Annotated in this window: 21 protein-coding genes; 8 read left to right on the forward strand and 13 right to left on the reverse strand. The window is 71.9% G+C overall.

Annotation, left to right across the window (positions count from 1 at the left end; translation table 11 throughout):
* The first annotated feature begins 163 nt into the window (after window positions 1–163).
* The 3 genes from ACIBKX_RS31570 to ACIBKX_RS31580 all read left to right on the forward strand — a co-directional run bounded on the left by ACIBKX_RS31570 (window position 164) and on the right by ACIBKX_RS31580 (window position 4,362).
* Complete coding sequence (locus tag ACIBKX_RS31570; protein ID WP_363269871.1) at window positions 164–946, forward strand: ABC transporter ATP-binding protein; 783 nt, start codon at window positions 164–166, stop codon at window positions 944–946.
* On the forward strand, window positions 943–2,550 hold the full coding sequence (locus tag ACIBKX_RS31575; RefSeq protein WP_363269870.1) for a transporter: 1,608 nt from the start codon (window positions 943–945) through the stop codon (window positions 2,548–2,550). The genes ACIBKX_RS31570 and ACIBKX_RS31575 overlap by 4 nt, the downstream gene beginning before the upstream one ends.
* A 429-nt stretch (window positions 2,551–2,979) precedes the next feature.
* On the forward strand, window positions 2,980–4,362 hold the full coding sequence (locus ACIBKX_RS31580) for a PAS domain-containing protein (protein ID WP_363269869.1): 1,383 nt from the start codon (window positions 2,980–2,982) through the stop codon (window positions 4,360–4,362).
* An 82-nt stretch (window positions 4,363–4,444) separates the two neighbouring features.
* On the opposite strand, the gene ACIBKX_RS31585 is transcribed toward ACIBKX_RS31580, so the two are convergent.
* The 4 genes from ACIBKX_RS31585 to ACIBKX_RS31600 are packed head-to-tail and all read right to left on the reverse strand — an operon-like array spanning window position 4,445 to window position 7,948.
* The gene (locus ACIBKX_RS31585; protein ID WP_363269868.1) at window positions 4,445–5,668 is read right to left on the reverse strand and encodes an ABC transporter permease; all 1,224 of its coding nucleotides are present in this window, start codon (window positions 5,666–5,668) and stop codon (window positions 4,445–4,447) included.
* Complete coding sequence (locus tag ACIBKX_RS31590; RefSeq protein ID WP_363269867.1) at window positions 5,665–6,360, reverse strand: ABC transporter ATP-binding protein; 696 nt, start codon at window positions 6,358–6,360, stop codon at window positions 5,665–5,667. Before ACIBKX_RS31590 ends, ACIBKX_RS31585 begins: the two co-directional genes overlap by 4 nt.
* Complete coding sequence (locus ACIBKX_RS31595) at window positions 6,357–7,424, reverse strand: peptidoglycan-binding protein (protein ID WP_363269866.1); 1,068 nt, start codon at window positions 7,422–7,424, stop codon at window positions 6,357–6,359. Before ACIBKX_RS31595 ends, ACIBKX_RS31590 begins: the two co-directional genes overlap by 4 nt.
* The gene (locus ACIBKX_RS31600; protein ID WP_363269865.1) at window positions 7,421–7,948 is read right to left on the reverse strand and encodes a hypothetical protein; all 528 of its coding nucleotides are present in this window, start codon (window positions 7,946–7,948) and stop codon (window positions 7,421–7,423) included. The genes ACIBKX_RS31595 and ACIBKX_RS31600 overlap by 4 nt, the downstream gene beginning before the upstream one ends.
* Window positions 7,949–8,074: 126 nt before the next feature.
* Here ACIBKX_RS31600 and ACIBKX_RS31605 point away from each other — a divergent pair, with 126 nt between their 5' ends.
* Window positions 8,075–8,743: a response regulator transcription factor gene (locus ACIBKX_RS31605; protein ID WP_363269864.1), complete on the forward strand. Its 669-nt coding sequence runs from the start codon at window positions 8,075–8,077 to the stop codon at window positions 8,741–8,743.
* Between the two features lie 29 nt (window positions 8,744–8,772).
* Window positions 8,773–9,945 carry an ATP-binding protein gene (locus ACIBKX_RS31610; RefSeq protein WP_363270135.1) on the forward strand — a complete coding sequence of 391 codons (1,173 nt, stop codon included), beginning with the start codon at window positions 8,773–8,775 and terminating at the stop codon, window positions 9,943–9,945.
* A gap of 73 nt (window positions 9,946–10,018) precedes the next feature.
* On the opposite strand, the gene ACIBKX_RS31615 is transcribed toward ACIBKX_RS31610, so the two are convergent.
* Window positions 10,019–10,783, reverse strand: a complete 765-nt coding sequence (locus tag ACIBKX_RS31615; RefSeq protein WP_363269863.1) for an SIS domain-containing protein — start codon at window positions 10,781–10,783, stop codon at window positions 10,019–10,021.
* Between the two features lie 214 nt (window positions 10,784–10,997).
* On the opposite strand from ACIBKX_RS31615, the gene ACIBKX_RS31620 reads away from it, so the two are divergent.
* The gene (locus tag ACIBKX_RS31620) at window positions 10,998–11,690 is read left to right on the forward strand and encodes a metal-dependent transcriptional regulator (protein ID WP_363269862.1); all 693 of its coding nucleotides are present in this window, start codon (window positions 10,998–11,000) and stop codon (window positions 11,688–11,690) included.
* A gap of 679 nt (window positions 11,691–12,369) precedes the next feature.
* Window positions 12,370–13,233 carry an alpha/beta hydrolase gene (locus ACIBKX_RS31625; RefSeq protein ID WP_363269861.1) on the forward strand — a complete coding sequence of 288 codons (864 nt, stop codon included), beginning with the start codon at window positions 12,370–12,372 and terminating at the stop codon, window positions 13,231–13,233.
* Window positions 13,234–13,238: 5 nt separating this feature from the next.
* Here the strand turns inward: ACIBKX_RS31625 and pdxH are convergent, their stop codons facing one another.
* Entirely contained in the window at window positions 13,239–13,976 is a 738-nt protein-coding gene (gene pdxH, locus ACIBKX_RS31630) for a pyridoxamine 5'-phosphate oxidase (RefSeq protein WP_399376612.1), read from the reverse strand.
* Between the two features lie 341 nt (window positions 13,977–14,317).
* Between pdxH and ACIBKX_RS31635 the strand changes: the two genes are divergently transcribed.
* Window positions 14,318–15,418, forward strand: coding sequence for a citrate synthase 2 (locus ACIBKX_RS31635; protein ID WP_363269860.1), 1,101 nt, complete (start codon window positions 14,318–14,320; stop codon window positions 15,416–15,418).
* A 54-nt stretch (window positions 15,419–15,472) separates the two neighbouring features.
* On the opposite strand, the gene ACIBKX_RS31640 is transcribed toward ACIBKX_RS31635, so the two are convergent.
* Genes ACIBKX_RS31640 through ACIBKX_RS31670 form a run of 7 tightly spaced genes read right to left on the reverse strand, consistent with a single transcriptional unit; the run spans window position 15,473 to window position 24,103 of the window.
* Window positions 15,473–16,063 carry a TetR/AcrR family transcriptional regulator gene (locus tag ACIBKX_RS31640; RefSeq protein WP_363269859.1) on the reverse strand — a complete coding sequence of 197 codons (591 nt, stop codon included), beginning with the start codon at window positions 16,061–16,063 and terminating at the stop codon, window positions 15,473–15,475.
* Window positions 16,051–16,785, reverse strand: coding sequence for an enoyl-CoA hydratase family protein (locus tag ACIBKX_RS31645; protein ID WP_363269858.1), 735 nt, complete (start codon window positions 16,783–16,785; stop codon window positions 16,051–16,053). The genes ACIBKX_RS31640 and ACIBKX_RS31645 overlap by 13 nt, the downstream gene beginning before the upstream one ends.
* 35 nt (window positions 16,786–16,820) lie before the next feature.
* Window positions 16,821–17,987, reverse strand: coding sequence for an acyl-CoA dehydrogenase family protein (locus tag ACIBKX_RS31650; RefSeq protein ID WP_363269857.1), 1,167 nt, complete (start codon window positions 17,985–17,987; stop codon window positions 16,821–16,823).
* A complete protein-coding gene (locus ACIBKX_RS31655; protein ID WP_363269856.1) occupies window positions 17,984–19,858 on the reverse strand; it encodes a biotin carboxylase N-terminal domain-containing protein in 1,875 nt (624 codons plus the stop codon). The genes ACIBKX_RS31650 and ACIBKX_RS31655 overlap by 4 nt, the downstream gene beginning before the upstream one ends.
* Before the next feature lie 47 nt (window positions 19,859–19,905).
* Window positions 19,906–21,507: a carboxyl transferase domain-containing protein gene (locus ACIBKX_RS31660; RefSeq protein WP_363269855.1), complete on the reverse strand. Its 1,602-nt coding sequence runs from the start codon at window positions 21,505–21,507 to the stop codon at window positions 19,906–19,908.
* On the reverse strand, window positions 21,504–23,312 hold the full coding sequence (locus ACIBKX_RS31665) for an acyclic terpene utilization AtuA family protein (RefSeq protein WP_363269854.1): 1,809 nt from the start codon (window positions 23,310–23,312) through the stop codon (window positions 21,504–21,506). Before ACIBKX_RS31665 ends, ACIBKX_RS31660 begins: the two co-directional genes overlap by 4 nt.
* Window positions 23,309–24,103: a TIGR03084 family metal-binding protein gene (locus tag ACIBKX_RS31670; protein ID WP_363269853.1), complete on the reverse strand. Its 795-nt coding sequence runs from the start codon at window positions 24,101–24,103 to the stop codon at window positions 23,309–23,311. The genes ACIBKX_RS31665 and ACIBKX_RS31670 overlap by 4 nt, the downstream gene beginning before the upstream one ends.
* Between the last annotated feature and the right edge of the window lie 62 nt (window positions 24,104–24,165).

Raw genomic sequence — 24,165 nt, forward strand, 5'->3', positions numbered from 1 at the left:
GCTCCGCACTTGCCCACCCAACCCCTCGAACTCGGCGGAGCCGGTGATCTGCGGCCACCGCAAGGCCGGTGGCAGCCGGAAGAGATTCGGGTAGGGGTGGGGTTGGGGAAATAAGACCTCTCGCCGACGTATCGTGCGGAAACGGCGACGAAGGGCGGACAGGGTGAGCGAGGCAGCACCGGCGGCAGTACGAGTGCAAGGGCTGTGGAAGGCGTTCGGGCAGCAAGTTGCCGTTGCCGGGATCGATCTCAGCCTTCCCGCCGGAAAGTTCATCGGCCTCGTCGGCCCCAACGGGGCCGGCAAGACCACCACCCTCTCCATGGTCACCGGACTGCTCCGCCCCGACCAGGGCACGGTCGAGGTCGTCGGGCACGACGTATGGGCCGACCCCGTGCAGGTCAAGGCCCGCATCGGGGTCCTCCCCGAGGGACTGCGGCTCTTCGAGCGGCTCTCCGGGCGCGAACTCCTCGCGTACACCGGGCGATTGCGCGGCCTGCCGGGCGAGGAGGTCGACAAGCGCGCCACCCAACTCCTCGACGTACTCGACCTCTCCGGCGCCCAGCACAAACTCGTCGTCGACTACTCCACCGGGATGCGGAAGAAGATCGGGCTCGCGGCCGCCCTGCTCCACAACCCCGAAGTCCTCTTCCTCGACGAGCCCTTCGAAGGCGTCGACCCCGTCTCCGCCCAGACCATCCGCGGCGTACTGGAGCGCTACACCGCCTCCGGAGCCACCGTCGTCTTCTCCTCGCACGTCATGGAGCTGGTCGAGTCCCTGTGTGACTGGGTCGCCGTCATGGCAGCGGGCCGCATCCGCGCGCACGGCACCCTCGCGGAGGTGCGCGGCGCCGCACCCTCCCTCCAGGAGGCGTTCCTGGAGCTGGTCGGGGCGAACGGCCGCGACCACGGCTCGCACCTCGACTGGCTGGGCGGCGGCACCCGATGAGCACCCCCACAGCCCCCGCCGCCTCCCCGGCCATCACCCCCGTCTTCGTACGCCTCAAGCTCTCCCTCCTCCGCAACGGCCTGCACCAGTCGTCCGGCCGCAAGGCCGCCTACATCGCCTCCGTCGTCATCACGCTCCTCATCGCCGCGCTCCAGCTGCTCGGCCTGATCGCGATGCGCGGCAACGAACACGCCGCCACCGTCTCCGTCCTGCTCACCGCGATCCTCGCGCTCGGCTGGGCGGTGCTCCCGCTGTTCTTCCCCAGCGGCGACGAGACCCTCGACCCGACCCGCCTGGTGATGCTGCCGCTGCGGCCCCGGCCGCTGGTACGCGCGCTGCTCGTGGCGTCCCTCGTGGGCATCGGCCCGCTCTTCACGCTGTGCCTGGCGCTGGGTTCGGTCGTCTCCCTCGCGTACGGCGCCGCGGCGGCCGTCACCGGCGTACTCGCCATCGCCCTCACCGTGCTGATCTGCGTGGCGCTGGCCCGTACCGTCGCCGCCGCCAACATCCGCCTCCTGACCAGCCGCAAGGGCCGCGACCTCGCCGTGCTGAGCGGGCTCGTCATCGCGGTCGGCGCGCAGCTCGTCAACTTCGGGGCGCAACGGCTCGGTTCGTCGGGGCTCTCGCAGCTCGACCCGGCCGCCGACGTCCTGCGCTGGATCCCGCCCGCCTCCGCGATCGGCGCCGTCGACTCGGTGAGCGGCGGGTCGTACGGCGTCGGGATCGCCCAGCTCGCGCTGAGCGCCGCGGCGCTCGTCGGGCTGCTCGCGATGTGGCAGCGCAGCCTGACGCGGCTGATGACGACCCCCGACGGCTCGACGCTCGCGGCGGCCGAGCCGGCCAAGGACCGGTCGACGCGCGGTCTCGGGCGGCTGCTGCCCTCCGACCGCACCGGCACCGTCATGGAACGCAGCCTGCGCTATGTGTGGCGCGACCCGAAGACGAAGGCGGCCTGGGTGACGTCCCTGGCCATCGGCCTGATCGTGCCGCTCTTCAACGCCTTGCAGGGCACGGGCTCGATCTACTTCGCGTGCTTCGCGGCGGGGATGCTCGGCATCCTCATGTACAACCAGTTCGGCCAGGACACCTCGGCGTTCTGGATGGTCGCGATGACGATCTCGTCCACCCATGACGCGTACGTCGAGCTGCGCGGCCGCGCGCTCGCCCTGCTGGTGATCACCCTTCCGTACGCGACGCTGGTCACCGTCATCACGGCGGCCGTGCTCGGCGACTGGAGTGTGCTCGCGGAGGCGCTCGGCCTGTCTCTGGCGCTGCTCGGGGCGATGCTGGCTACGGGCGCCTGGTCCTCGGCCCGCTTCCCGTACTCGATCCCGCAGGAGGGCTACAAGAACGTGGCCCCCGGTCAGGCGGGCCTCGCCTGGATCTCGATCTTCGGCGGAATGGTCGCGGCGGCCCTGCTCTGCGCCCCGGTGCTCGCCTTCACCATCTGGCTGCATGTGTCGGGCGCGGCCGACTGGTCCTGGCTCCTGCTGCCGCTGGGCGGCGCGTACGGCGCACTGATCACCTACGCCGGCCTGCGCCTCGCGGCACCGAGGGTGGCGCGACAGCTGCCGGAGATCCTGCTGGCGGTCAGCAAGGGCTGAGCCCTGCTGGAGGGGAACGCAGACGACCCGCGAGCCGTGGTTCCCGCCGCACGGAGCGGCGGAAAGCCGGCCGGACGTACCGGCGGCTCGCGGGTCGGGTGACTGCTGTGGGATTGGGCCGGCTGCACGCACATCACACGTGCTGGTCCGGCGCCGAAACCGAGTTGCGACGACGGGCCGCTAGCCCGCAGCCACCTCACGCGTCCGGATTGCATACATCTGCCGAACCACCTCCCTTCGTGTGTACGTGCCACCCTAGGAACCGCTTGGTCCGCCGCACAACCGATTTTCAGGGAGCAACGATTTCGCCCAACTTCCGGGAACCACCTGTGGGCTGCGTCACGTTCGAGTTCAATGATCTGACGTGCGGTACACGCGGAACTCGCAGAACATGCAGCTCATGAGGACACGGCCTGCAGGGGGTGCCAGGTGAGTGCTTCCCGGCGTAGTGGGACCACCGACGCGTTGGGGCCCGAGGAGCCCGAACCCGGTGGGGCTGAATTGCTTGCGGCATTGCTGGACGGGATGGACGCCGCGCTGTGCGCGTTCGACGCCGACGGGGTGGTGACCCACTGGAACCGGGAGGCCGAGCGGATTCTCGGGTGGTCGGCGGCGGAGGCCGTCGGGCGGCAGGGGTTCGCGGGGTGGGCGGTGCGGACCGCCGACGCCGAGGAGGTCGAGGCGCGGCTGCTGTCCGCCATGGAGGCTCCGGGGCGGCAGGTGCACGAGTTCGCGCTGCTGACGAAGGACGGCGGGCGGGTGCTCGTGCGGACGCAGTCCGCCGCCGTGCGGGGCGGGGACGGGAAGCCCGCCGGGGTGTACTGCGCCTTCAGCGAGGTGCACGCGCAGATCGATCTGGAGCGGTCCATCGCCCTGAGCGAGGCGTTGTTCGAGAACGCGTCGTGGGGGGTTGTGCTCGTCGACGCGGACCTGCGGCCCGCCGTGGTGAACGAACACGCGGCTCGGGCGCTGGGGATGGGGCGTACGGCGGTGCTCGGGCGGCCGCTCGGTGATCTGCTCGGGCAGGGCGTCGAGGAGTTGGAGAGCGCGCTCTCGCATGTCCTCGCCGAGGGGGCGCCGCCCGCTCCCGCCGAGATGTGGGTCTCCGTACGCGCCTCGGAGAGTGGGGAGCCCGAGCGGCGGTGCTGGCGCAGTGGCTTTCTGCGGCTGGCTTCTCCGCTTGCCGAGGAGCCGGTTCCGCTGGGCGTGGGGTGGCTGTTCCAGGACGTCACCGAGGCCAAGCAGACCGAGCAGGAGGCGGCTCAACTCCGGTTCCGTTCCCAGCAGTTGCACCGGGCCGCGCGGGCCGCCGCCGAGTGCGAGGATCCCACCGAGGCGGCAACGGTCCAGCTGGACTTCGCGCTCGCCGGATTCGCCGACCACGCGTTGGTCGACCTGGTGGCGGGCGACGCGGGCGGCGACGGGGAGCCGGTGCGGCTCGTGCGGGCCGCGGCGACGCCCGCGGGGGCGCCGGGGCCGTGCCTCCCGGTGGCGAAGGCGGGGCTCCCCGTGCGCTATCTGGAGGGGCATCCCGCGCCGCAGTGCGTCGAGCGCGCGGGTTCCGTGCGCGCCAGTGCCGGCGCGGCGGCTCCCGAGCGGGCCCGCGAGTGGGCGGCGGCCAGGCAGTGGCCCCAGGACACGGTGCACGCGCTGTGTGCGGTGCTGCGCAGCAGGGGGCGGACGTTGGGGGTCGTGACGTTTTTGCGGGGCGCCAGTCGTACGCAGTTCGAGCGGGCGGACGCGACGTACGCCGAGAGCGTGGCGGCGAGGGTCGCGGCCTCGCTGGATCTGGCCCGCGTTCTGGAGGGCTGACGGCTCTGCGGGGTGACCGGGCGGTCGTCCGGTGGGCCGAGCCGCGGGGTGACCGGACTCCCGCCCGGTCACCCCGCCCCCCTCACGCCGCGTGCAGCGCCAGCGTCGGTGACAGGCGCGCCGCCCGGACCGCCGGGTACAGGCCCGCCACCGTCCCGATCACCAGCGTCGCCCCGAAGCCCGACGTCACCGCCCACAGCGGGACCACCCAGGGCAGACCGCCGGACGCCGCGTACGCCGCCGTCGCCGCCGCGCCCAGGGCGATGCCCGCCAGGCCGCCGAGCCCCGAGAGCAGCAGGGACTCCGTCACGAACTGGATCCGGATCTGCCCCTTCGTCGCGCCCATCGAGCGGCGCAGGCCGATCTCGTACCGCCGCTCCAGAACCGAAATGATCATGGTGTTGGCGACTCCGACACCCCCCACCAGCAGGGCGATCGAGCCGAGACCGAGCAGCAGCGTGGAGAACGCGCCCTCCGTCGCCGCCTTCGCCTGCAGCGCCGACGACGGGTCGGTGACCTGGACGTTGCGCGGGTTCTCCGGGTCTATCGACGCGGCAAGCAGTTCGCGTACGTCCCGCACGGTGTCGTCCGTCGAGCGCTCGTACACCGAGGTGGGCCGCCCGTCGAAGCCGAGTTCGCTCTTCGCCGCGTCCCAGCCCACCAGCGCCGAGCGTTCGACGTCGGGGGCCAGCGGCAGCGGGTCCAGGATGCCGATGACGGTGAAGTACCGGTCGTCCAGCCACACTTGGGCACCTGGCTGGGTGACGCCGAGGCGCTGCGCGGCGACATGGCCGAGCACGAGCGACGGATAGCGGCCGGTGGCCCCGTTGAACCAGGTGCCCCGCGCCATCTCCCCGCGCAGCACCTTCAGCAGCCCCTCGGTCGACGCCCTGACGGCGATGCCGCCGGTCTCGTCCTCGGGGATCTTCTCGCTGCGCCGCACGCTGCGGTCGAGGTCGCCGGTCGCGCCCACACTCTGTACGCCGTCGATGCGCGAGACCCGGCCGGCCGCGTCCTTCGGCAGCACCACCTGCTCGCCCGAGAACAGCGCCTCACCGGGCGAGGCGACGAGCATGTTCGTACCCAACGCGTCGAGTTCCCGCATGAGTTGGGCCTTGCTGGAGGAGGAGACGCCGACCACCGCGATCATCGTCGCTATGCCGATCGCGATGCCCAGCGCGGACAGGACCACCCGCACCGGCCGGCTCCGCAGCCCCGCCGAGCCGACGTGCAGGACGTCGCGGGGGCCGAGCCGCGCCGCCTTCAACCGGACACGCGCGCGGCGGTCCCTCTTCGTACGGATCACGGGGCGAGCACCTCCGCACCGGACCGCTCGTCCGCCACCACCCGCCCGTCCCTGATCCGCACCTGCCGCGGCAGCCGTCCCGCGATCTCCGTGTCATGGGTGATGACGGCGATCGTCGCGCCCTCCGCGCTGAGGTCGTGCAGCAGCTCCATGACCGCCTCGCCGGACGCCGAGTCCAGCGCGCCGGTCGGTTCGTCGGCGAGCAGCAGATCGGGGGCGCCGACCACGGCCCGCGCGATGGCGACCCGCTGCTTCTGGCCGCCGGACAGTTCGTGCGGGCGGTGCTTCATGCGGTCCGCGAGGCCCACCCGCTCCAGGGCATCGGCCGCCCGGCGGCGGCGTTCGGCGCGCGAGAGCCCCGAGTACAGCAGGCCCTCCGCGACGTTGTCCCGCGCGCTGATGCCCGGCACCAGATGGAACGCCTGGAAGACGAAGCCGATGTGCCGCGCGCGCAGCGCGGAGAGGCTGCGGTCGGTGAGGGCCGCCACCTCGTGGCCCGCGATGGACACCGAGCCCCGCGTCGGCCGGTCGAGGGTGCCGACGATGTGCAGCAGCGTCGACTTGCCGGACCCGGACGGGCCGACGATGGCGAGGAGTTCACCCTCCTCCACCGTCAGATCCACGCCCCGCAGCGCCGCGACGCCGCCGGGATACTCCTTGGTGACCCCCGCCAACTCCACTACGGCGCTCATATCTTGGGCACCCCGACCTTCATTCCGGCACGCAGCCCGCCGCCGCTGACCTCGACGCGCCCCTGCCCGAACATGCCGAGCCCGACCTTCACCTGACGGGCGCGCCCGTGCTCGACGACCTGGACTCCGTAGCCGCCGCCGGGCAGCGCGAGGAGCGCGTTGACGGGGACGGAGAGCACGTCCTTGCGTGTCTCTCCGGTGAGGTTGACGGTCACCGGGGACTGGTCGAAGCCATCGACCTTCTCCGGGTCGGCGAAGGACACCGTCACCGGGATCTTTGGGGTCTTGTCCGCCGGGTCGTCGCCCGGCTTGGCCGTCTTGCCGACGGACGCCACGCTGCCCTTGACGGTCGAGCCGTCCGGCAGGTCCACGGTGACCTTGGTGCCCACCTCGGCGAGCTTCCCGTCGGAGACGTCCAGCTGGAAACGTACGACCCGCTCGGAGCCGGTCGTGCCGAGCACCGGCTTGCCCGGAGCGACCTGGTCGCCGACGGCCGACTCGGCGGACTTCACTCGGACGCCGCCCGGCGAGAAGGCGATGGCGTCGGGCCCGACCCGGCCCGTCTGCTTCCGGTCGTGCGCCTTCTGCCACTTCTTGACGGCGGCGGCCGTGGCCGACGTGTACGTGTCGTCGACGGCGAGCCCCGCCCCGTACCCGAGAGCCCGGAGATTCTCCTCCAGCTGTCGTACGTCGTTGCCCTCGTCGCCGGTCCTCAGCGTGCGGTACATGGGCTCGGTGCCGTACATGAGTCGTACGGGGACGCCGTTGACCTCGTACAGACGCCCGTCGCGCCCGACCTTCGAGCCCGTGCCCGCGGCCCAGGTGAGGATGCCGGTGGTGCCCGCGTTGACCTTGCGTTCCTTGGCGTAGCCGAGGGTGCCGTCGGTCTGGGTGCCGCTGCTGAGGTCGCCGCGCTCGACGGGGGCGGTGGCGGGCGGCAGTCCGGCGTCCCGCCGCGCGGCCGGGTTCTTGCCGTTGTCGGCGATGGCGGTGACGGCGACCGTGCCACCGGTGACGGCGAGCAGGGCCACGACGGCGGAGACGACGGCGGTGCGGCGCCTCACGCGACGATGTCCTTGCACGCCTTCGCCGCCTTCTCCATCTTCTTCATCTCGGCACCCTTGGGCGCGGGCATGGCCTCCATGGCGCCGCCGTCGAACTTGGGGTCCGGCATGTTGTAGCCGTTCTCGCGCATGCAGCGGGCGTACTTGAGCATCTTGTCCTTGTCGGCCTGCGAGACCGAACCGCCGCCCGCGCCACCGCTCTTGCCGGTGCACTTCTCCATCGCGGCCTGCATCTTCTCCTTGCTCAGGTCGCCGCCGATGGTGATGCCCCGGCTGTCCTCGCCGGCCTTCGGCTCGGGCACCTTCAGGCCGTGCCTGCGCAGACACTCCCGCTCCTTGAACGCGGCGTCGGCCTGCTTGCCCTTCCCACCGTCGGCCCTGCTGTCGCCGCTGCCGCCGCCGTCTCCGTTTCCGTTTCCGTTTCCGGACGAGCAGGCCCCGGTGAACAGGGCGAGGGCGGCGACGGCTGACGCGACGGCCACCGACCGCGTCCTCGTGGTCCGCATGGTCCTCGTGGTCCTCATGGCTGTCCCCTCACTGGTCGCGTGATCGCGTTGTCGACGCGCACAGACTGGCGGGGACCGGGGTTTCGTTTCTCTCAACGGAGACGCTTACATCGGCGAAAGGTCCACTTCGGGTACACAGGCCGGATGCGCGTACTGCTGGTGGAGGACGAGGAATTCCTGGCCGAGATGATCGCCGACGGCCTGCGCCGCGACGCCCTCGCGGTCGACGTGGCCTGCGACGGCCTGACCGCGCTGCGCAAGCTCCAGCTCGGCGAGTACGACGTGGTCGTCCTCGACCGTGACCTGCCGGGCCTGCACGGCGACGAGGTGTGCCGCCGGGTCGTCCGGCAGCGGCTGCTGACCCGCGTCCTGATACTGACGGCGTCGGGCACGGTGCGGGACCGGGTCGAGGGGCTCGGCCTCGGCGCCGACGACTACCTGACCAAGCCCTTCGCGTACGACGAACTGCTGGCCCGCGTCCTCGCCCTCGGCCGCCGCACCCGCCCCGCGCTGCCGCCGGTCATCGAACGCGCGGGCCTCGTCCTGGACACCGCACGGCGCCAGGCCAGCCGCGACGGGCGGCACCTCGCCCTCTCCCGCAAGGAGTTCGCGGTCCTGGAGGCGCTGCTGCGGGCGGAGGGCGCGGTGGTCAGCGGCGAGGACCTGATCGAACAGGTCTGGGAGGAGGACACCAGCTACCGCACCAACGCGGTCCGGGTCACGCTGTCCAAACTCCGTACGAAGCTGGGCGATCCGCCGGTGGTGGAGACGGTGCCGGGCGCGGGCTACCGCATCACGGGGTGGTCGCCGTGAGCCGCACCGGAACCGGACGCGTCGGCGCCATGAGCAGCGAGCGCGGCCGGCTCACCGCCGTCTACGGCGGCATGCTCGTCCTTGCCGGAGTGCTGCTCACCGGCCTCGTCTACCTGCTCGTACAGCAGGGCCTGTACTCCTCGATCAGCACCGCCGTCACCACCGCCGTCCCCGCCCGCACCCTCGACCCGCCCTGGCGGCTGCCGAGCCCGGCCGCCTCGGCCGCCCCCGCGACACCCCTGCCCACCGGGATCGCCCAGGGCCTCGCCGTCACGAAGATCAGCGACGTCGCCGAGCAGGCCGCCCTCAGCCGGCTCCTCACGGTCTCCGTGCTCGTCCTGTTCGTGTACGCCGCGCTGTCCATCCTGCTCGCCTGGTGGATGGCGGGCCGGGTGCTGCGCCCCGTCGCCGTCATCACCGGGACCGCGCGGCGGCTCTCCGGCGAGAACCTGCACGAGCGGATCGCCCTCGACGCCCCGCCGGGCGAGCTGAAGCGCCTCGCCGACACCTTCGACGAGATGCTCGGCCGGATAGAGCAGCTGGTGGGCGCCCAGCAGCGGTTCGCGGCCAACGCGGCGCACGAGCTGCGCACCCCGCTCGCGGTGCAGCGGGCGGCCGCCGAGATCGGCCTCGCGGGCGCGCCGGACGCGGAACAGGTCGCGCGGATCCGTACGAAGCTGATCTCCGTGGCCGACGACAGCGAGCACCTCATCGAGGGCCTGCTGCTGCTCGCCACGTCGGAGCGGGGCCTTGACCGCCGGGAGCCGGTCGCCCTGGACGTGATCGCCGAAGCGGTGGCGGAGGGCCTCGCGGACCGGGCGGCCGAGCGCGACGTGACGGTGTCCCTGGCCGCCGAGCCGCTGACGGTGGAGGGCGACGGGGTGCTCCTGGACCGCCTCGTGCACAACCTGGTGGCGAACGCGGTGCACTACAACGTGAAGGGCGGCCGGGTCGCCGTACGCACGGGCCGTGCGGGCGTCGAGGTGACCAACACGGGCCCTGAGATCCCACCGGAAACCGTCCCGCACCTCTTCGAGCCCTTCCGCCGGCTGCGGGAACGTACGCATACGAAGGGAGAGGGCGCGGGCCTCGGCCTCTCGATCGTGACGTCGATCGCGAGGGCGCACGGGGCGGAGGTGACGGCGGAGGCGAACGGGAAGGGCGGAGGGCTGACGGTGCGGGTGCGATTCCCGACCCCGTGAATCCGATTCCCGGCCCCTTGAGTCCGGTTTCCGGCCCCGTGAATCCGGTTTCCGGCCCCGTAAGGGGCGCCGCTCACCGCCGATAGAAGATCCGGTCCCCGTACTCCTCGAAAACCCTGCCGTTCCACTCATGGCCCCCGTCCACATTCCCGGACCGAAGCACCGGCGGCTCGACCCCGCGCCCGGCCAGAGCCTCCACGGCGGTGGCCATCATGGCCTGCATGATGGCGTTCGTGACGACGCTGGACGCGGGCCCGAACGGCGCGCCCACCGCCTCAAGGCTCAGCTCCGCGTCACCGAGAGCGATCTTCGAGTCGATCACGACGTCACAGTGGTCCTTGAGGAAGGTCCCGGACGTGTGCCGGGACTTCGTCTCCTCGGCGTATGCCACCGACGTCACTCCGATGACCTTCAGGCCGAGCGCGCGGGCGTTCATGGCCATCTCCACGGGCAGCGCGTTGCGCCCGGAGAGCGAGATGATCACGAGTACGTCGCCGGGGCGGGCCGGGGACGAGTCCAGGACGGCGCCCGCGAGGCCGTCCACGCGCTCCAGGGCGGAGCCGAGCGTGGCCGGCATGACGTCGACGCCGACGACGCCGGGGACGGCGAGGAGGTTCATCAGGGCGAGGCCGCCCGCGCGGTAGACGACGTCCTGCGCGGCGAGCGACGAGTGCCCGGCGCCGAAGGCGAAGAGCCTGCCGCCCGCCTCGACGGCGTCGGCGAGCAGCACGCCCGCCGACTCGACGTTCCCGCTCTCCTCGTCGCGGACCCGGCCGAGCAGGCCGATCGCGGCGTCGATGTACTGACCGGCCAGCTTGCTCTCGCTCTTGGATCCCATGCGCCGAGGAACCTTTCCGGGTACGAATGACTTGTACGTATCTCCTGCGTGCCGCGGATCACGTTGCGGTCTGGACCAGTGCCCTGTCAACCGGCCCGGACACCCCGTCAAGACCTCCTGTACTGGGTTTTCCCCTGGCGCAACCCGGTTGTCAGCGGTATGCGTCAGAATTGAGGGCAGGGCCGGCCGCACGAGCGAGATCTGAGGGGCACCCATGTCGGGGCTTATTGACACCACTGAGATGTATTTGCGCACCATCCTCGAGCTGGAGGAGGAAGGTGTGGTCCCCATGCGCGCCCGGATCGCCGAGCGGCTCGACCAGAGCGGGCCGACGGTGAGCCAGACGGTCGCGCGCATGGAGCGCGACGGCCTGGTGGCCGTGGCCAGCGACCGTCACCTGGAGCTGACCGAGGAGGGCCGCAGGCTCGCGACCCGCGTGATGCGCAAGCACCGGCTCGCCGAGTGCCTGCTCGTCGACGTGATCGGCCTGGAGTGGGAGCAGGTCCACGCCGAGGCGTGCCGCTGGGAGCACGTGATGAGCGAGGCGGTGGAGCGCCGCGTCCTGGAGCTCCTGCGCCACCCCACCGAGTCTCCGTACGGCAACCCGATCCCGGGCCTGGAGGAGCTGGGCGAGAAGGACGGGGCCGACCCGTTCCTCGACGAGGGCATGGTCTCGCTGGTCGATCTCGACCCGGGCGCCGAGGGCAAGACGGTCGTGGTCCGCCGGATCGGTGAGCCGATCCAGACGGATGCGCAGTTGATGTACACACTGCGGCGGGCGGGCGTCCAGCCCGGCTCCGTGGTGAGCGTGACGGAGTCGGCGGGCGGGGTCCTGGTGGGCAGCAGCGGCGAGGCCGCCGAGCTGGCCGCCGAGGTCGCGTCGCACGTGTTCGTCGCCAAGCGCTGAGGCGCCTGACGCGGGCCGTCGACTATCGGCCATCGGCCGCCGGCGGTCGGCCGCCTGCGGAATCCGTCTCCCACTCGGGGAAACACGCGTCAACTACCGGTAAGTATTGGCCAGTTGTGAAGACTCTCGGACCGTACGAGGTCCAAGATTCAGTGTGCGGAATCGCAGCGCCCGGACGTTTCGCGTGCGAGGCTGTCGCGAGAGGCATATGACCTGAGGGCTCTTGACCGTGTCGGCACCGGGTCTGGCCGTCACGGGCGTGGGAGGGGGCAGAAGGATGTGCCCATCTGGTGAGCACGAGCGCGGGCGCGAGCACATCGGCTCGCGGCGCGCTCCCGCACGTCACGGACACGCGTCGCCGCGACGGCGGCGCGTGCCGCCGCGGCACGGACAAGCCGAGGGCCCCGGCGCCCTTGGGCGCCGGGGCCTGTCCTCCCCTGTTCTGACCCGGAGCCCCGAGCTCCCAGGGTCATCCCCTTCGGACCGATTTCCCCGAGCGGTCCGCCTCCCGCTGAAGATCTCCCCTCGGCTGCGGCGGCCAATCCTTGAGCCCGGTCACTCGAACGAGGGGTGTTGCCGGCGATCCCGCCGTTTTCGAATGGGGGTTCGATAACGTGCGGGGGTGCGTGACAGAACCAGGCGTTCAGCCCGAGTGGATTCAAGGGGGGTGCCAGGAATCATGGTGCGGCGCATCGAAGTGACAGGCGCGGGTGGCTTGCGCCTCGCCGCCTGGGAATTCGCCGATCCTCCCAAGTCCAGGGAGAGCGACGGACCGCCCGGCGGCGTGCTGTTACTCCACGGCCTGATGGGCCGTGCCTCCCACTGGGCGGGCACCGCCCGCTGGCTCTCCGAGCGGCATCGCGCGGTCGCACTCGACCAGCGCGCGCACGGACAGAGCGACAAGCCCTCCGAGGGCCCCTTCACCCGCGAGGCCTACGTGGAGGACGCCGAGGCCGCGCTCGTCCAGCTCGGCCTCGCCCCCGCCGTCCTCATCGGCCACTCCATGGGAGCGCTCACCGCCTGGCAGCTCGCCGCGAAGCGCCCCGATCTCGTCCGGGCCCTGATCATCTGCGACATGCGGGCGTCCGCGCTCGGCGCCGCGTCGCAGCGCGAGTGGGAGGACTGGTTCAAGGCCTGGCCCGTGCCCTTCGCGACCCTCGCCGACGTACGGAAATGGTTCGGCGAGGACGATCCCTGGGTGGAGCGGCCGAACCCCTCGCGGGGCGAGTTCTTCGCCGAGGTGATGGCCGAGGGCCCGGACGGCTGGCGCCCCGTCTTCGACCGCGACCAGATGCTGAAGTCCCGCGAGACCTGGGTGCACGACGCCCACTGGGAGGACCTCACGCAGGTCCAGTGCCCCGCCCTGGTCGTCCGCGGCCTGGACGGCGAACTGGGCCGCGCCGAGTCCCAGGAGATGGTCCGCGTGCTGCCCCGCGGGGCGTACGCGGAGGTGTCGGACGCGGGCCACCTCGTCCACTACGACCAGCCGGAGGCGTGGCGCGAGGCGATCGAGCCGTTTCTGGACGGGGTCCTGACGGGCTAGGGGCGTCACGGGCTGAGGCGCTCCACACTCCACCCCGAGGCCGCGTCCGCCGGGCCGGCCGCGGACCGGACGTACCGCAGTCGGTCGTGCAGCCGGTTCGCCCTGCCCTGCCAGAACTCCACCGTCTCCGGTACGACGCGGAAGCCGCCCCAGTGCGGCGGCGCGGGGACCTGTTCGCCCTCCGGATAGCGCGCCGCCAGGTCGGCGTACGCGCGGTCCAGCTCGTCGCGGCCCGCGATGACCGACGACTGGGCGCTGGCCCAGGCGCCGAGCTGGGAGCCGTGCGGGCGGCTGCGGAAGTAGCTGACGGTCTCCTCGCGGCCGACGCGCTCGGCCGTGCCCGTGACGATGACCTGGCGGGCCATCGGGTGCCAGGGGAAGAGCAGGGCGGCGTGCGGGTTCTCGGTGAGCTCGCGGGCCTTGCGGGACTCGTAGTTGGTGAAGAACACGAAGCCGCGCCGGTCGTAGCCCTTCATCAGGACCGTGCGCGAGCTGGGCCGGCCCTCGGCGTCCGCCGTCGAGACGACCATGGCGTTCGGCTCGTGCAGCGCGCCCGCCTCGGCCGCGGCGAGCGCCTGCGTGAACCAGATCGCGAACTGCTCAAGGGGCGTACCGGGCAGCTGCGTCTCCAGGAGGCCCTCGGCGCCGTAATGGGCGCGCAGGGCGGCGGGATCGGCCGAGGGCGGCACGAGGGGCGGGACTGCGGGCGAGACAGGGGACGCGGCGGCGGCTCGATCGGTCACGCGGTCATCTTGCCGTACTTGCCGTATACAAAGGGTCAGCCGGCGGGCCGCCGTTCACCACGTAGAGGTGACGTGTGGCACTGAGTGCCGCTTTCCATCGCCAAGAGTGCCACCAAGGGATATCGTTCCGCTGCCGTATCGGTTGGGTGACCACCGGCCGCACGGGGCATCACCGGGGTGACCGACCCGGACCGCGAGTCGACGGCGACCGCGTAACCGGGCCGGAAACAGACCGGAAGCACCACTCTTTCTGACACATGGTCACGAGCTGTCTGTCACGAGCTGTCTGTCACAAGCCGCCTGTCACCACCATCTGCCGTACACATACGAGGAGCCGCCTGATGTCCGACTTCGTACCCGGACTTGAGGGAGTCATCGCGTTCGAGACGGAGATCGCCGAACCGGACAAGGAGGGAGGCGCACTCCGCTACCGGGGCGTCGACATCGAGGACCTGGTCGGCCACGTCTCCTTCGGGAACGTCTGGGGTCTGCTCGTCGACGGTGCCTTCAACCCCGGGCTGCCGCCCGCCGAGCCGTTCCCGATCCCCGTGCACTCCGGCGACATCCGGGTGGACGTCCAGTCGGCCCTGGCGATGCTCGCCCCCGTGTGGGGTCTGGGGCCGCTCCTGGACATCAGCGAGCAGCAGGCCCGCGACGACCTGGCGCGGGCCGCCGTCATGGCCCTCTCGTACGTCGCGCAGTCCGCGCGCGGGCAGGGCCTGCCGATGGTGCCGCAGCGGGAGATCGACAAGGCGGACACGGTCGTCGAGCGCTTCATGAAGCGGTGGCGCGGCGAGCCCGACCCCAAGCATGTGCAGGCCGTCGACGCGTACTGGACGTCGGCCGCCGAGCACGGGATGAACGCGTCGACGTTCACGGCGCGGGTCATCGCGTCGACCGGCGCGGATGTGGCGGCGGCGCTGAGCGGGGCGGTGGGGGCGATGTCCGGTCCCCTGCACGGAGGCGCGCCCTCCCGTGTCCTCGGCATGATCGAGGACATCGAGCGGTCGGGCGACGCGGTCGCGTACGTGAAGCAGGCGCTGGACAAGGGCGAGCGGCTGATGGGCTTCGGGCACCGGGTGTACCGGGCCGAGGACCCGCGGGCGCGGGTCCTCCGTCGTACGGCGCGTGAGCTGGGCGCGCCTCGCTTCGAGGTGGCGGAGGCGCTGGAGAAAGCGGCGCTGGACGAGCTGCACGCGCGCCGCCCCGACCGCGTCCTGGCCACGAACGTCGAGTTCTGGGCGGCGATCGTCCTGGACTTCGCCGAGGTCCCGGCGCACATGTTCACGTCGATGTTCACGTGCGCGAGGACGGCGGGCTGGTCGGCCCACATCCTCGAACAGAAGCGAACGGGCCGCTTGGTCCGCCCCTCGGCCCGCTACGTGGGCCCGGGTTCCCGCAACCCGCGCGAGATCGAGGGGTACGAGGACATCGCGCACTGAGACCGGCCGGCCAGGGGTGGGTGGGCGACCACGGAGCGGCTCCGCAGGGCCCGCTCACCCCAGCGCGGCGTCCAGCAGTCGTGCCCACTCCCGCACCACCCGGTCCCGCCGCGCCCCGTCGTCCGTGAGGAGGTTCGCGAGGCCCAGGCCTCGGGCCATGTCCAGGAGGCCCTGGACGGTCTCGCGGACGCCGGGGCGGGACTCGTCCGCGCCCAGTAGTTCCACCGCGATGCGATGCGTCTCGCGGCCCACCCGGGACTCCAGTTCCGTCACGCGCGAACCCAGCTGCGGCTCGTTCGACGCCGCCACCCACAGGTGCAGTGCGGCCCGGAACAGCGGGCCGGTGTAGAGGTCGACCAGGGCCGCCACCACCGAGGCACGGTCCTGCGCGGGCAGGGCCCGCAGAGCCGTGGACCGCTGCTCGGCGACGTACTCAACCGCCGCCGTGAACAGGTCCTCCCGCGTGGGGAAATGGTGCTGCGCGGCGCCCCGCGAGACACCCGCCCGCTCGGCCACCACCGACACCGTGGACCCCGTCCACCCCCGCTCGGCCAGACAGGACACCGCGGCCTCGAGCAGTCGCTGCCGCGTCGCCCGGCTGCGGTCCTGCTTGGGCGAGCGGTCCGCCGCGGTCACAACACCCATGGGCGCTCCCGTCGTTCGAGGAACGCCGCCATCCCCTCCCGCGCCTCGGCGGAGCCGAAGAGCCGCGCGGACAGGGCGATGACGGCGTCCGAGTGGTGGTCGAATGCGTCGAGCACCCTAGCCGTGAGCAGCTTCTTCGTCTCGGCCAGGGCCTGCGGAGCCGACTTCCGGAGCCCGTCCAGGATCGGCGCGAGCTCCACGTCCACGTCCTCGCCCGCCGCCGTCACCAGACCGATCCGCGCCGCCTGAGCCCCGCCGAACCGCTCCCCGGTCAGGAAGTAACGCGACGCCGCACTCGGATCGAGGCGCGCGAGAAGCGGCATGGAGATCACCGCGGGCGCCACCCCGATCCGTACCTCCGTGAGCGCGAAGGAGGCCCCCGCGCCCGCCACTCCCATGTCGCACACCCCGAGCAGCCCGAGCCCACCGGCCCGCACATGCCCGTCCACCCGCGCCACCACCGGCTTCGGCAGCTCCACGATCTGCCGCAGCAGCCCCACGAAGGCGGCCGGGTCCGGCGGCTCCCGCAGATCGGCGCCCGAGCAGAACGTCGACCCGGTGTGGGTCAGGACGACCGCGCGTACCTCAGGGTCCTTGCCGCAGCCGTCGAGGGCCTGGGCCAGTCCCGCCACCAGGCCCGCCGACAGCGCGTTGCGGTTGGCCGGCGCGTCCAGGGTGAGCGTGGCGATGCCGCGCTCCGGACGAACGTACTCAACACTCATGACAGCTCCGGGAGTTGGCGGACACAGTGCGCGGATCAGTACGACTTCGGGAGACCCAGAGTCTGGTGGGAGACGTAGTTAAGGATCATCTCCCTGCTCACCGGTGCGATCCGCGCCACCCGCGACGCCACGATCAGCGAGGCGATCCCGAACTCCTTCGTCAGTCCGTTGCCGCCCAGTGTGTGCACCGCCTGGTCGACGGTCTTCACACAGGCGTCGGCCGCCGCCAGCTTGGCCATGTTGGCGGCCTCGCCGGCGCCCATGTCATCGCCCTCGTCGTACAGCCGCGCGGCCTTCTGCATCATCAGACGGGCCAGCTCGATGTCGATGTGGGACTGGGCCAGCGGATGCGCGATCGCCTGGTGCGCGCCGATCGGCGTCTTCCACACGCTGCGTTCCTTGGCGTACTCGACGGCCCGGGCCAGCGCGTACCGCGCCATGCCGATCGAGAACGCAGCCGTCATGATCCGCTCCGGATTGAGCCCGGCGAAGAGCTGGAGGAGCCCCGCGTCCTCGTCGCCGACCAGCGCGTCGGCCGGCAGCCGCACATCGTCAAGGACCAGCTCGAACTGCTTCTCCGGAGCCTGGAGTTCCATCTCGATCTGCCGCCGCTCGAACCCCGGCGTCTCGCGCGGGACGATGAACAGGCAGGGCTTGAGGCTGCCGGTCTTCGCGTCCTCCGTACGGCCCACGATCAGCGTCGCGTCGGCGATGTCGACGCCGGACACGAACACCTTGCGGCCGGTGAGCAGCCAGTCGCCGGTCGCGCCGTCGCGGCGCGCGGTCGTGGTGATGCGGTGCGAGTTGGATCCCGCGTCGGGCTCGGTGATGCCGAACGCCATGGTGCGGCTGCCGTCGGCGAGCCCCGGCAGCCAGGCCCGCTTCTGCTCCTCGGTGCCGAACCGGGCGATGACGGTGCCGCAGATCGCGGGAGACACCACCATCATCAGGAGCGGGCTGCCCGCCGCTCCCAACTCCTCCAGCACAATGGACAGTTCGGCTATGCCGCCGCCACCGCCCCCGTACTCCTCCGGCAGGTTCACGCCCAGATAGCCGAGCTTCGCGGCGTCCGCCCACAGCGCGTCGGGGTGCGCCCCGTCCCGCACGATGCCGGTCATGTAGTCGCGGCCGTACCGCTTGCCGAGCGCGGCGACGGCGGCGCGCAGGTCCTTGTGCTCTTCGGTCTCGAGGACGGTGCTCATACGGGTTGCTCCTCCTGTACGACGTCTACGTCTACGACTGCGAGCAGCGCGCCGACCTCGACCTGGCGGCCGGGCTCGGCGTGCAGGGCGGTGAGCGTGCCGGGGGCGGGAGCGGTGATGCGGTGCTCCATCTTCATGGCCTCCAGCCAGATGAGGGGCTGCCCGGCGGTCACCGTCACCCCCTCGGCGAGCCCTTCGGCCAGGCGCACGACGGTGCCGGGCATCGGGGCGAGCAGGGATCCGGGTTCCTGGCGGGCGGTGGGCTCGGGGAGCAGCGGTAGCGGAGTGAGGGCGACCCCACCGACGTACACGCGGTCGGTGCCGTCGTACCGCGCGACCGTGAACTGCCGCCGCACACCGTCCACTTCGAGTACGACGAGATCGCGCGCCACGGACACGACCCGCACCCCGTCGGCGGTGAGCCCGTCCCGCGTGTGGCGGTAGCGCACCTCGCGCTCGGTGCCGTCCGGTTCGCTGCGGAAGCGTTTGACCTGGGGCTGCGAGGCGAGGTTGCGCCAGCCGCCGAAGCGCGAGCGGCCGTGCGAGTCGGCGAGCGCGGCGGCCAGCGGGGCGTGCTGATCCGGGGCGGGGGCGGCGAGTCCAGTGACGTACCGGTCGTAGAAGCCGGTGTCCATGCGGGCCTCGGTGAACTCCGGGTGCCGCAGCGACCGGACCAGCAACTCCCGGTTGGTGACCGGCCCGTGGAGCGTCGCGCGCTCCAGGGCTCCCGCCAGCTTCCGTACGGCCTGGGCCCGCGTAGGGGCGTACGCGACGGCCTTGGCCAGCATCGCGTCGTAGTGCACCCCGATCGTGTCGCCGTCCGCGTACCCGGTGTCGAGCCGGACGCCCGGCACGTCGATGCGGTGCAGGGTGCCGGTCTGCGGGGCCCATGCGGCGGCCGGGTCCTCGGCGTAGAGCCGGGCCTCGACGGCGTGCCCGCGCGCGGCGGGCGGCTCGGTGTCCAGCGCCTCGCCCTCGGCGACCCGGATCTGCAGCGCGACGAGATCGAGCCCGAACACGGCCTCGGTGACGGGGTGTTCGACCTGGAGCCGGGTGTTCATCTCCAGGAAGTGCGCGTGGTCGCCGTCGACGAGGAACTCGACCGTGCCCGCCCCGCGATAGCCGGTCACGCGGGCCGCCCGCACGGCCTGTTCGCGCAGCGTCGCGACGAGTTCCGCCGCGAGGCCGGGCGCCGGGGACTCCTCGATGACCTTCTGGTGCCTGCGCTGGAGCGTGCAGTCGCGGGTGCCGAGGGCCCAGACGGTGTCGTGCGCGTCGGCCATGATCTGCACCTCGACGTGCCGCCCGCCCTCCACGTACGGCTCGACGAAGACCTCACCGTCGCCGAAGGCACTGGCGGCTTCGGCACGGGCGGCCGCCAACTCACCTTCCAGTTCGGCGAGTTCACGTACGACACGCATGCCACGCCCGCCACCACCGGCCGCGGCCTTCACCAGCACCGGCAGATCGTCCTCGGTGACGGCGTCGAGCGACGCGATGCCCATCAGCTCCTTGGCCCGCGTCTTGGACGCCATGGCCTCGATGGACTCGGGGGGCGGTCCGATCCACACGAGCCCCGCGTCCAGCACGGCCCGCGCGAAGTCCGCGTTCTCGGAGAGGAAGCCGTAGCCGGGGTGGACGGCGTCCGCGCCGGCGGCCTGCGCGGCCTTCACGATCAGTTCGCCGCGCAGATAGGTCTCGGCGGGCGCCGCGCCCGGCAGCCGTACGGCGGAGTCGGCCTCGCGGACGTGCAGGGCGTCCGCGTCGGCGTCGGAGTAGACGGCGACGGTGGCGATGCCCAGGTCGCGGCAGGTCCGGAAGACGCGGCAGGCGATCTCGCCGCGGTTGGCCACCAACAGGGAAGTAATCATGGTGAGTTCCTCAGCACAGTGGTCATTCGGCACAGTGGTCATGGGGATCACATCCGGAAGACGCCGAAGCCGCCGCGCGCGCCCTCGTAGGGCGCGGTGTGGATCGCGGACAGACACAGGCCGAGGACCGTGCGGGTGTCGCGGGGATCGATGACCCCGTCGTCGTAGAGCCGCCCGGAGAGGAACATCGGCAGGGACTCCGCCTCGATCTGCTGCTCCACCATGGCGCGCAGACCGGCGTCGGCCTCGTCGTCGTACGGCTGCCCCTTGGCGGCGGCGGAGGCGCGGGCCACGATCGACAGGACACCGGCGAGCTGCTGCGGGCCCATGACGGCGGACTTGGCGCTGGGCCAGGCGAAGAGGAAGCGCGGGTCGTAGGCGCGCCCGCACATGCCGTAGTGCCCGGCGCCGTAGGAGGCGCCCATGAGGACGGAGAGGTGCGGGACGCGCGAATTGGAGACGGCGTTGATCATCATCGCGCCGTGCTTGATGATGCCGCCCTGCTCGTACTCCTTGCCGACCATGTAGCCGGTGGTGTTGTGCAGGAAGAGCAGCGGAATGTCCCGCTGGTTCGCCAACTGGATGAACTGGGCGGCCTTTTGGGACTCCTCGCTGAAGAGCACGCCCTGCGCGTTGGCGAGGATGCCGATGGGGTAGCCGTGCAGTTCGGCCCATCCGGTGGCGAGACTGGCCCCGTACAGCGGCTTGAACTCGTCGAAGTCGGAGCCGTCGACGATGCGGGCGATGACCTCGCGCGGATCGAAGGGCACCTTCAGGTCGCCGGGCACGATGCCGAGCAGCTCGTCCTCGGAGTACTTCGGCGGCTCGGCGATGCCTGCCGGATCGGGGTACGCCTTGCGCCAGTTGAGCCGCTTGACGACCCGCCGCGCCTGCCGCAGTGCGTCCTGCTCGTCCTCGGCGAGATAGTCCGCGAGCCCGGAGGTGCGGGCATGCATCTCGGCGCCGCCGAGCGACTCGTCGTCGCTCTCCTCGCCCGTGGCCATCTTGACCAGGGGCGGCCCGCCGAGGAAGACCTTGGCGCGCTCCTTGACCATGATGACGTGATCGCTCATGCCGGGCACGTAGGCGCCGCCCGCGGTCGAATTCCCGAACACGACGGCCACGGTGGGGATTCCGGCGGCGGAGGACTGGGTGAGGTGCTTGAAGAGCGCACCGCCCGGAATGAAGATCTCCTTCTGGGAGGGCAGATCGGCGCCCCCCGACTCGACGAGATGGATGGACGGCAGCCGGTTGGCGTGCCCGATCTCATGCGAGCGGAAGGCCTTCTTCAGGGTCCAGGGATTGCTGGCGCCGCCCCGCACGGTCGGATCATTGGCGGTGATCAGGCACTCGACGCCCTCCACGACGCCGATCCCGGTGACCATGGAGGCGCCGACGGGGTAGTCGCTCCCCCAGGCGGCGAGCGGCGACAGCTCCAGGAAGGGCGTGTCGGGATCGAGGAGCAGCTCGATCCGCTCCCTCGCCAGCAGCTTCCCCCGCTTGCGGTGCCGTTGGACGTACTTCTCGCCGCCGCCCTCCAGGGCCTTGGCCGTTTCGACGCCGAGTTCGTCGAGCTTGGCGAGCATCGCCTCGCGGTGCGCGGCGTACTCGGGTCCTGCGGTGTCGAGCGCGGACGCGAGGACGGTCACTGTGGTGCCTCCGGGGGGTCGAGGGGGGTGGCCGGGGCGTCGAGGGGTGCGGCAGGTGCGCCGGGTGGTGCGGCCGGGGCGTCGAGGAGCGTGGCCGGGATGTCCACATGCCTGGCCCGCAGCCACTCCCCCAGCCCCTTGGCCTGCGGATCGAAGCGGGCCTGGGCGGCGACTCCCTCGCCGAGGATTCCGGTGACGACGAAGTTCAGGGCGCGCAGATTCGGCAGGACATGGCGTACGACGGTCAAGTCGCGGGCTTCCGGAACGAGTTCGCGGAATCTCCGCTCGGTCAGCTCGTGGGCGAGCCACCGCCAGGCCTCGTCCGTCCGCGCCCATACGCCGACGTTGGCATCACCCCCCTTGTCCCCGCTGCGGGCTCCGGCGACGAGGCCGAGGGGGGCGCGGCGGGTGGGGGTGCCGGCGGGGAGGGGGTCGGGCAGCGGCGCGGGCTCGACGTCCTCCGGTACGTGGGTCTCCACGGCACCTTTCGCGACGGGGACCCGCTCCCCGCCCGGCAGCACCGCCACATGCTCCACGCCGCCCCGCTCGACGTACGCGGCCTCGAAGACTCCATAGGGCGCGCCCTGGCCGGGGGGCGCCGTCACGTGGAATCCGGGGTAGCTGCCGAGGGCGAGTTCGATGGCGGCGCCGCTCAGGGTGCGGCCGACGGGTTCCGGCCGCGGGTCGCGCACGACGAGCCGCAGCAGGGCGCTGGCGGTCTCCTCGGTCGTGGCGTCGGGCCGGTCGGTGCGCACGAGCTCCCAACGCACTTCATCGGGCGGCGACTTGGACCGCCCGAGGGCGTCCTCGATCTGGGCGCGTACGAGGGCGGCCTTGTCCTCGATGCCGAGCCCGGTGAGGACGAAGACGACCTCGTTCCGGAAGCCGCCGAGCCGGTTGAGCCCCACCTTGAGGGTGGGCGGCGGAGCCTCGCCGCGCACACCGGACATGCGGACGCGGTCGGGTCCTTCTTGCGCGAGGGTGACGGTGTCGAGCCGGGCGGTGACATCGGGCCCGGCGTACCGGGGACCAGCGGTCTCGTACAACAACTGCGCGGTGACCGTCCCGACATCGACGAACCCGCCCGTACCGTCATGCTTGCCGATGACGCTGGACCCGTCCTCATGGATCTCGGCGAGCGGGAATCCGGGCCGGCGCAGCTGCTCGATCCGTCCGTCGCCGAAGAAGGCGTAGTTGCCGCCGGTGGCCTGGGTCCCGCACTCCAGGACGTGTCCGGCGACGACGGCTCCCGCGAGCCGGTCGTAGTCGTCGGGCGCCCACCCGAAGTGCGCGGCGGCGGGCCCGGTGACGAGGGCGGCGTCGGTGACGCGCCCGGTGACGACGACATCGGCGCCGGCACGCAGACACTCGGCGATACCGGCGCCGCCGAGGTAGGCGTTGGCGGTGAGGGCGTCGGGGAAGTCCGTGCCGAGATCGCCCCCGTCGACGTACGCGATACGGCTGTCGACACCGAGCCGCGCGGCCAACTCCCCTACGGCATCGGCAAGTCCACCGGGATTGAGGCCGCCCGCATTGGCGACGATCTTGACCCCCCGCTCCTTGGCGAGCCCCAGACACTCCTCCAGCTGCCGCAGGAAGGTCTTCGCGTACCCCCGGGAGGGGTCCTTCAGCCGGTCGCGCCCGAGGATCAGCATGGTCAGCTCGGCGAGATAGTCGCCGGTGAGTACGTCGAGGGGCCCGCCGGTGAGCATCTCGCGCATGGCGTCGAAGCGGTCGCCGTAGAAGCCGGAGGCGTTGCCGATGCGCAGGACGGGGCGTGCCGGGCTGCTCTCCGGGAAGGTCATCGGCCCGCCCCCTTGGCGGCGCGCCCCGGCCCGGCGGGCCCGGCGAAGGCCTGCGCGATGCCGAGCCACCGCTCGGCGTCGGCGCCTTGGGCGCGTACGGAGAGATCATCGCGATGCGCACGCTGGGTGACGAGAAGACAGAAGTCGAGGGCGGGCCCGGTGACACGCTGGGAGGCATCCTCGGGCCCTTGCGCCCACAAGGCACCGGAGGGAAGCAGGAGCTCGACCCGGAAGGGCTCGGCGGGAGCGGGAAGCCCATGCACGCCGAAGGCGAAGTCCCGTGCCCGCACACCGATATGGGCCACGTGCCGCAGCCGGTCGGTCGGAACCCGTACGACACCGAGGGCGTCGGCGACGTCCTGCCCGTGGGCCCAGGTCTCCATCAGCCGGGCGGTGGCCATGGAGGTGGCGGACATGGGCGGCCCGTACCAGGGGAACCGGGTGCCGCGGGGCGCGGCGCGCAGGGCGTCGAGCAGGCCGTCGCGCCCGGCACGCCACCGGGCGAGCAGCTCACCGGGCGGCAGCGCGGCGCCCTCCTCGGCCCCGTCGTCGACAAACGAATCGGGCGCGGCGAGGGCCTCCTCGACCAGCTTCCCGAAGGCGTCGGGGTCGGTGACGGCGAGCAGCGCGGCGCGGTCCGTCCAGGCGAGATGGGCGATCTGATGGGCGACGGTCCACCGGGCGGCGGGCGTGGGCAAGGCCCAGCGTTCCTCGGCCAACTCCCCTACGAGCCGGTCGAGTTCCTCACTCTCACTGCGCAAATCGTCGAGTACGGGCACAGCTTCGGACACGGAGCGCTCCCCTCGGGGCACGACGGTGTGCCCCGGAGCATGGCAGCGTCCAAAGAAACAAG

This window comes from Streptomyces sp. NPDC050658 (assembly GCF_044457025.1).
Classification (GTDB): domain Bacteria; phylum Actinomycetota; class Actinomycetes; order Streptomycetales; family Streptomycetaceae; genus Streptomyces.

Coding starts and splice junctions, on each gene's coding strand:
- ACIBKX_RS31575 (WP_363269870.1), top strand. CDS start 943: ATGAGCACCCCCACAGCCCCCGCCGCCTCCCCGGCCATCACCCCCGTC.
- ACIBKX_RS31590 (WP_363269867.1), bottom strand. CDS start 6,360: ATGAGCGCCGTAGTGGAGTTGGCGGGGGTCACCAAGGAGTATCCCGGC.
- ACIBKX_RS31600 (WP_363269865.1), bottom strand. CDS start 7,948: ATGAGGACCACGAGGACCATGCGGACCACGAGGACGCGGTCGGTGGCC.
- ACIBKX_RS31605 (WP_363269864.1), top strand. CDS start 8,075: ATGCGCGTACTGCTGGTGGAGGACGAGGAATTCCTGGCCGAGATGATC.
- ACIBKX_RS31610 (WP_363270135.1), top strand. CDS start 8,773: ATGAGCAGCGAGCGCGGCCGGCTCACCGCCGTCTACGGCGGCATGCTC.
- ACIBKX_RS31615 (WP_363269863.1), bottom strand. CDS start 10,783: ATGGGATCCAAGAGCGAGAGCAAGCTGGCCGGTCAGTACATCGACGCC.
- ACIBKX_RS31620 (WP_363269862.1), top strand. CDS start 10,998: ATGTCGGGGCTTATTGACACCACTGAGATGTATTTGCGCACCATCCTC.
- ACIBKX_RS31625 (WP_363269861.1), top strand. CDS start 12,370: ATGGTGCGGCGCATCGAAGTGACAGGCGCGGGTGGCTTGCGCCTCGCC.
- ACIBKX_RS31635 (WP_363269860.1), top strand. CDS start 14,318: ATGTCCGACTTCGTACCCGGACTTGAGGGAGTCATCGCGTTCGAGACG.
- ACIBKX_RS31640 (WP_363269859.1), bottom strand. CDS start 16,063: ATGGGTGTTGTGACCGCGGCGGACCGCTCGCCCAAGCAGGACCGCAGC.
- ACIBKX_RS31645 (WP_363269858.1), bottom strand. CDS start 16,785: ATGAGTGTTGAGTACGTTCGTCCGGAGCGCGGCATCGCCACGCTCACC.
- ACIBKX_RS31650 (WP_363269857.1), bottom strand. CDS start 17,987: ATGAGCACCGTCCTCGAGACCGAAGAGCACAAGGACCTGCGCGCCGCC.
- ACIBKX_RS31655 (WP_363269856.1), bottom strand. CDS start 19,858: ATGATTACTTCCCTGTTGGTGGCCAACCGCGGCGAGATCGCCTGCCGC.
- ACIBKX_RS31665 (WP_363269854.1), bottom strand. CDS start 23,312: ATGACCTTCCCGGAGAGCAGCCCGGCACGCCCCGTCCTGCGCATCGGC.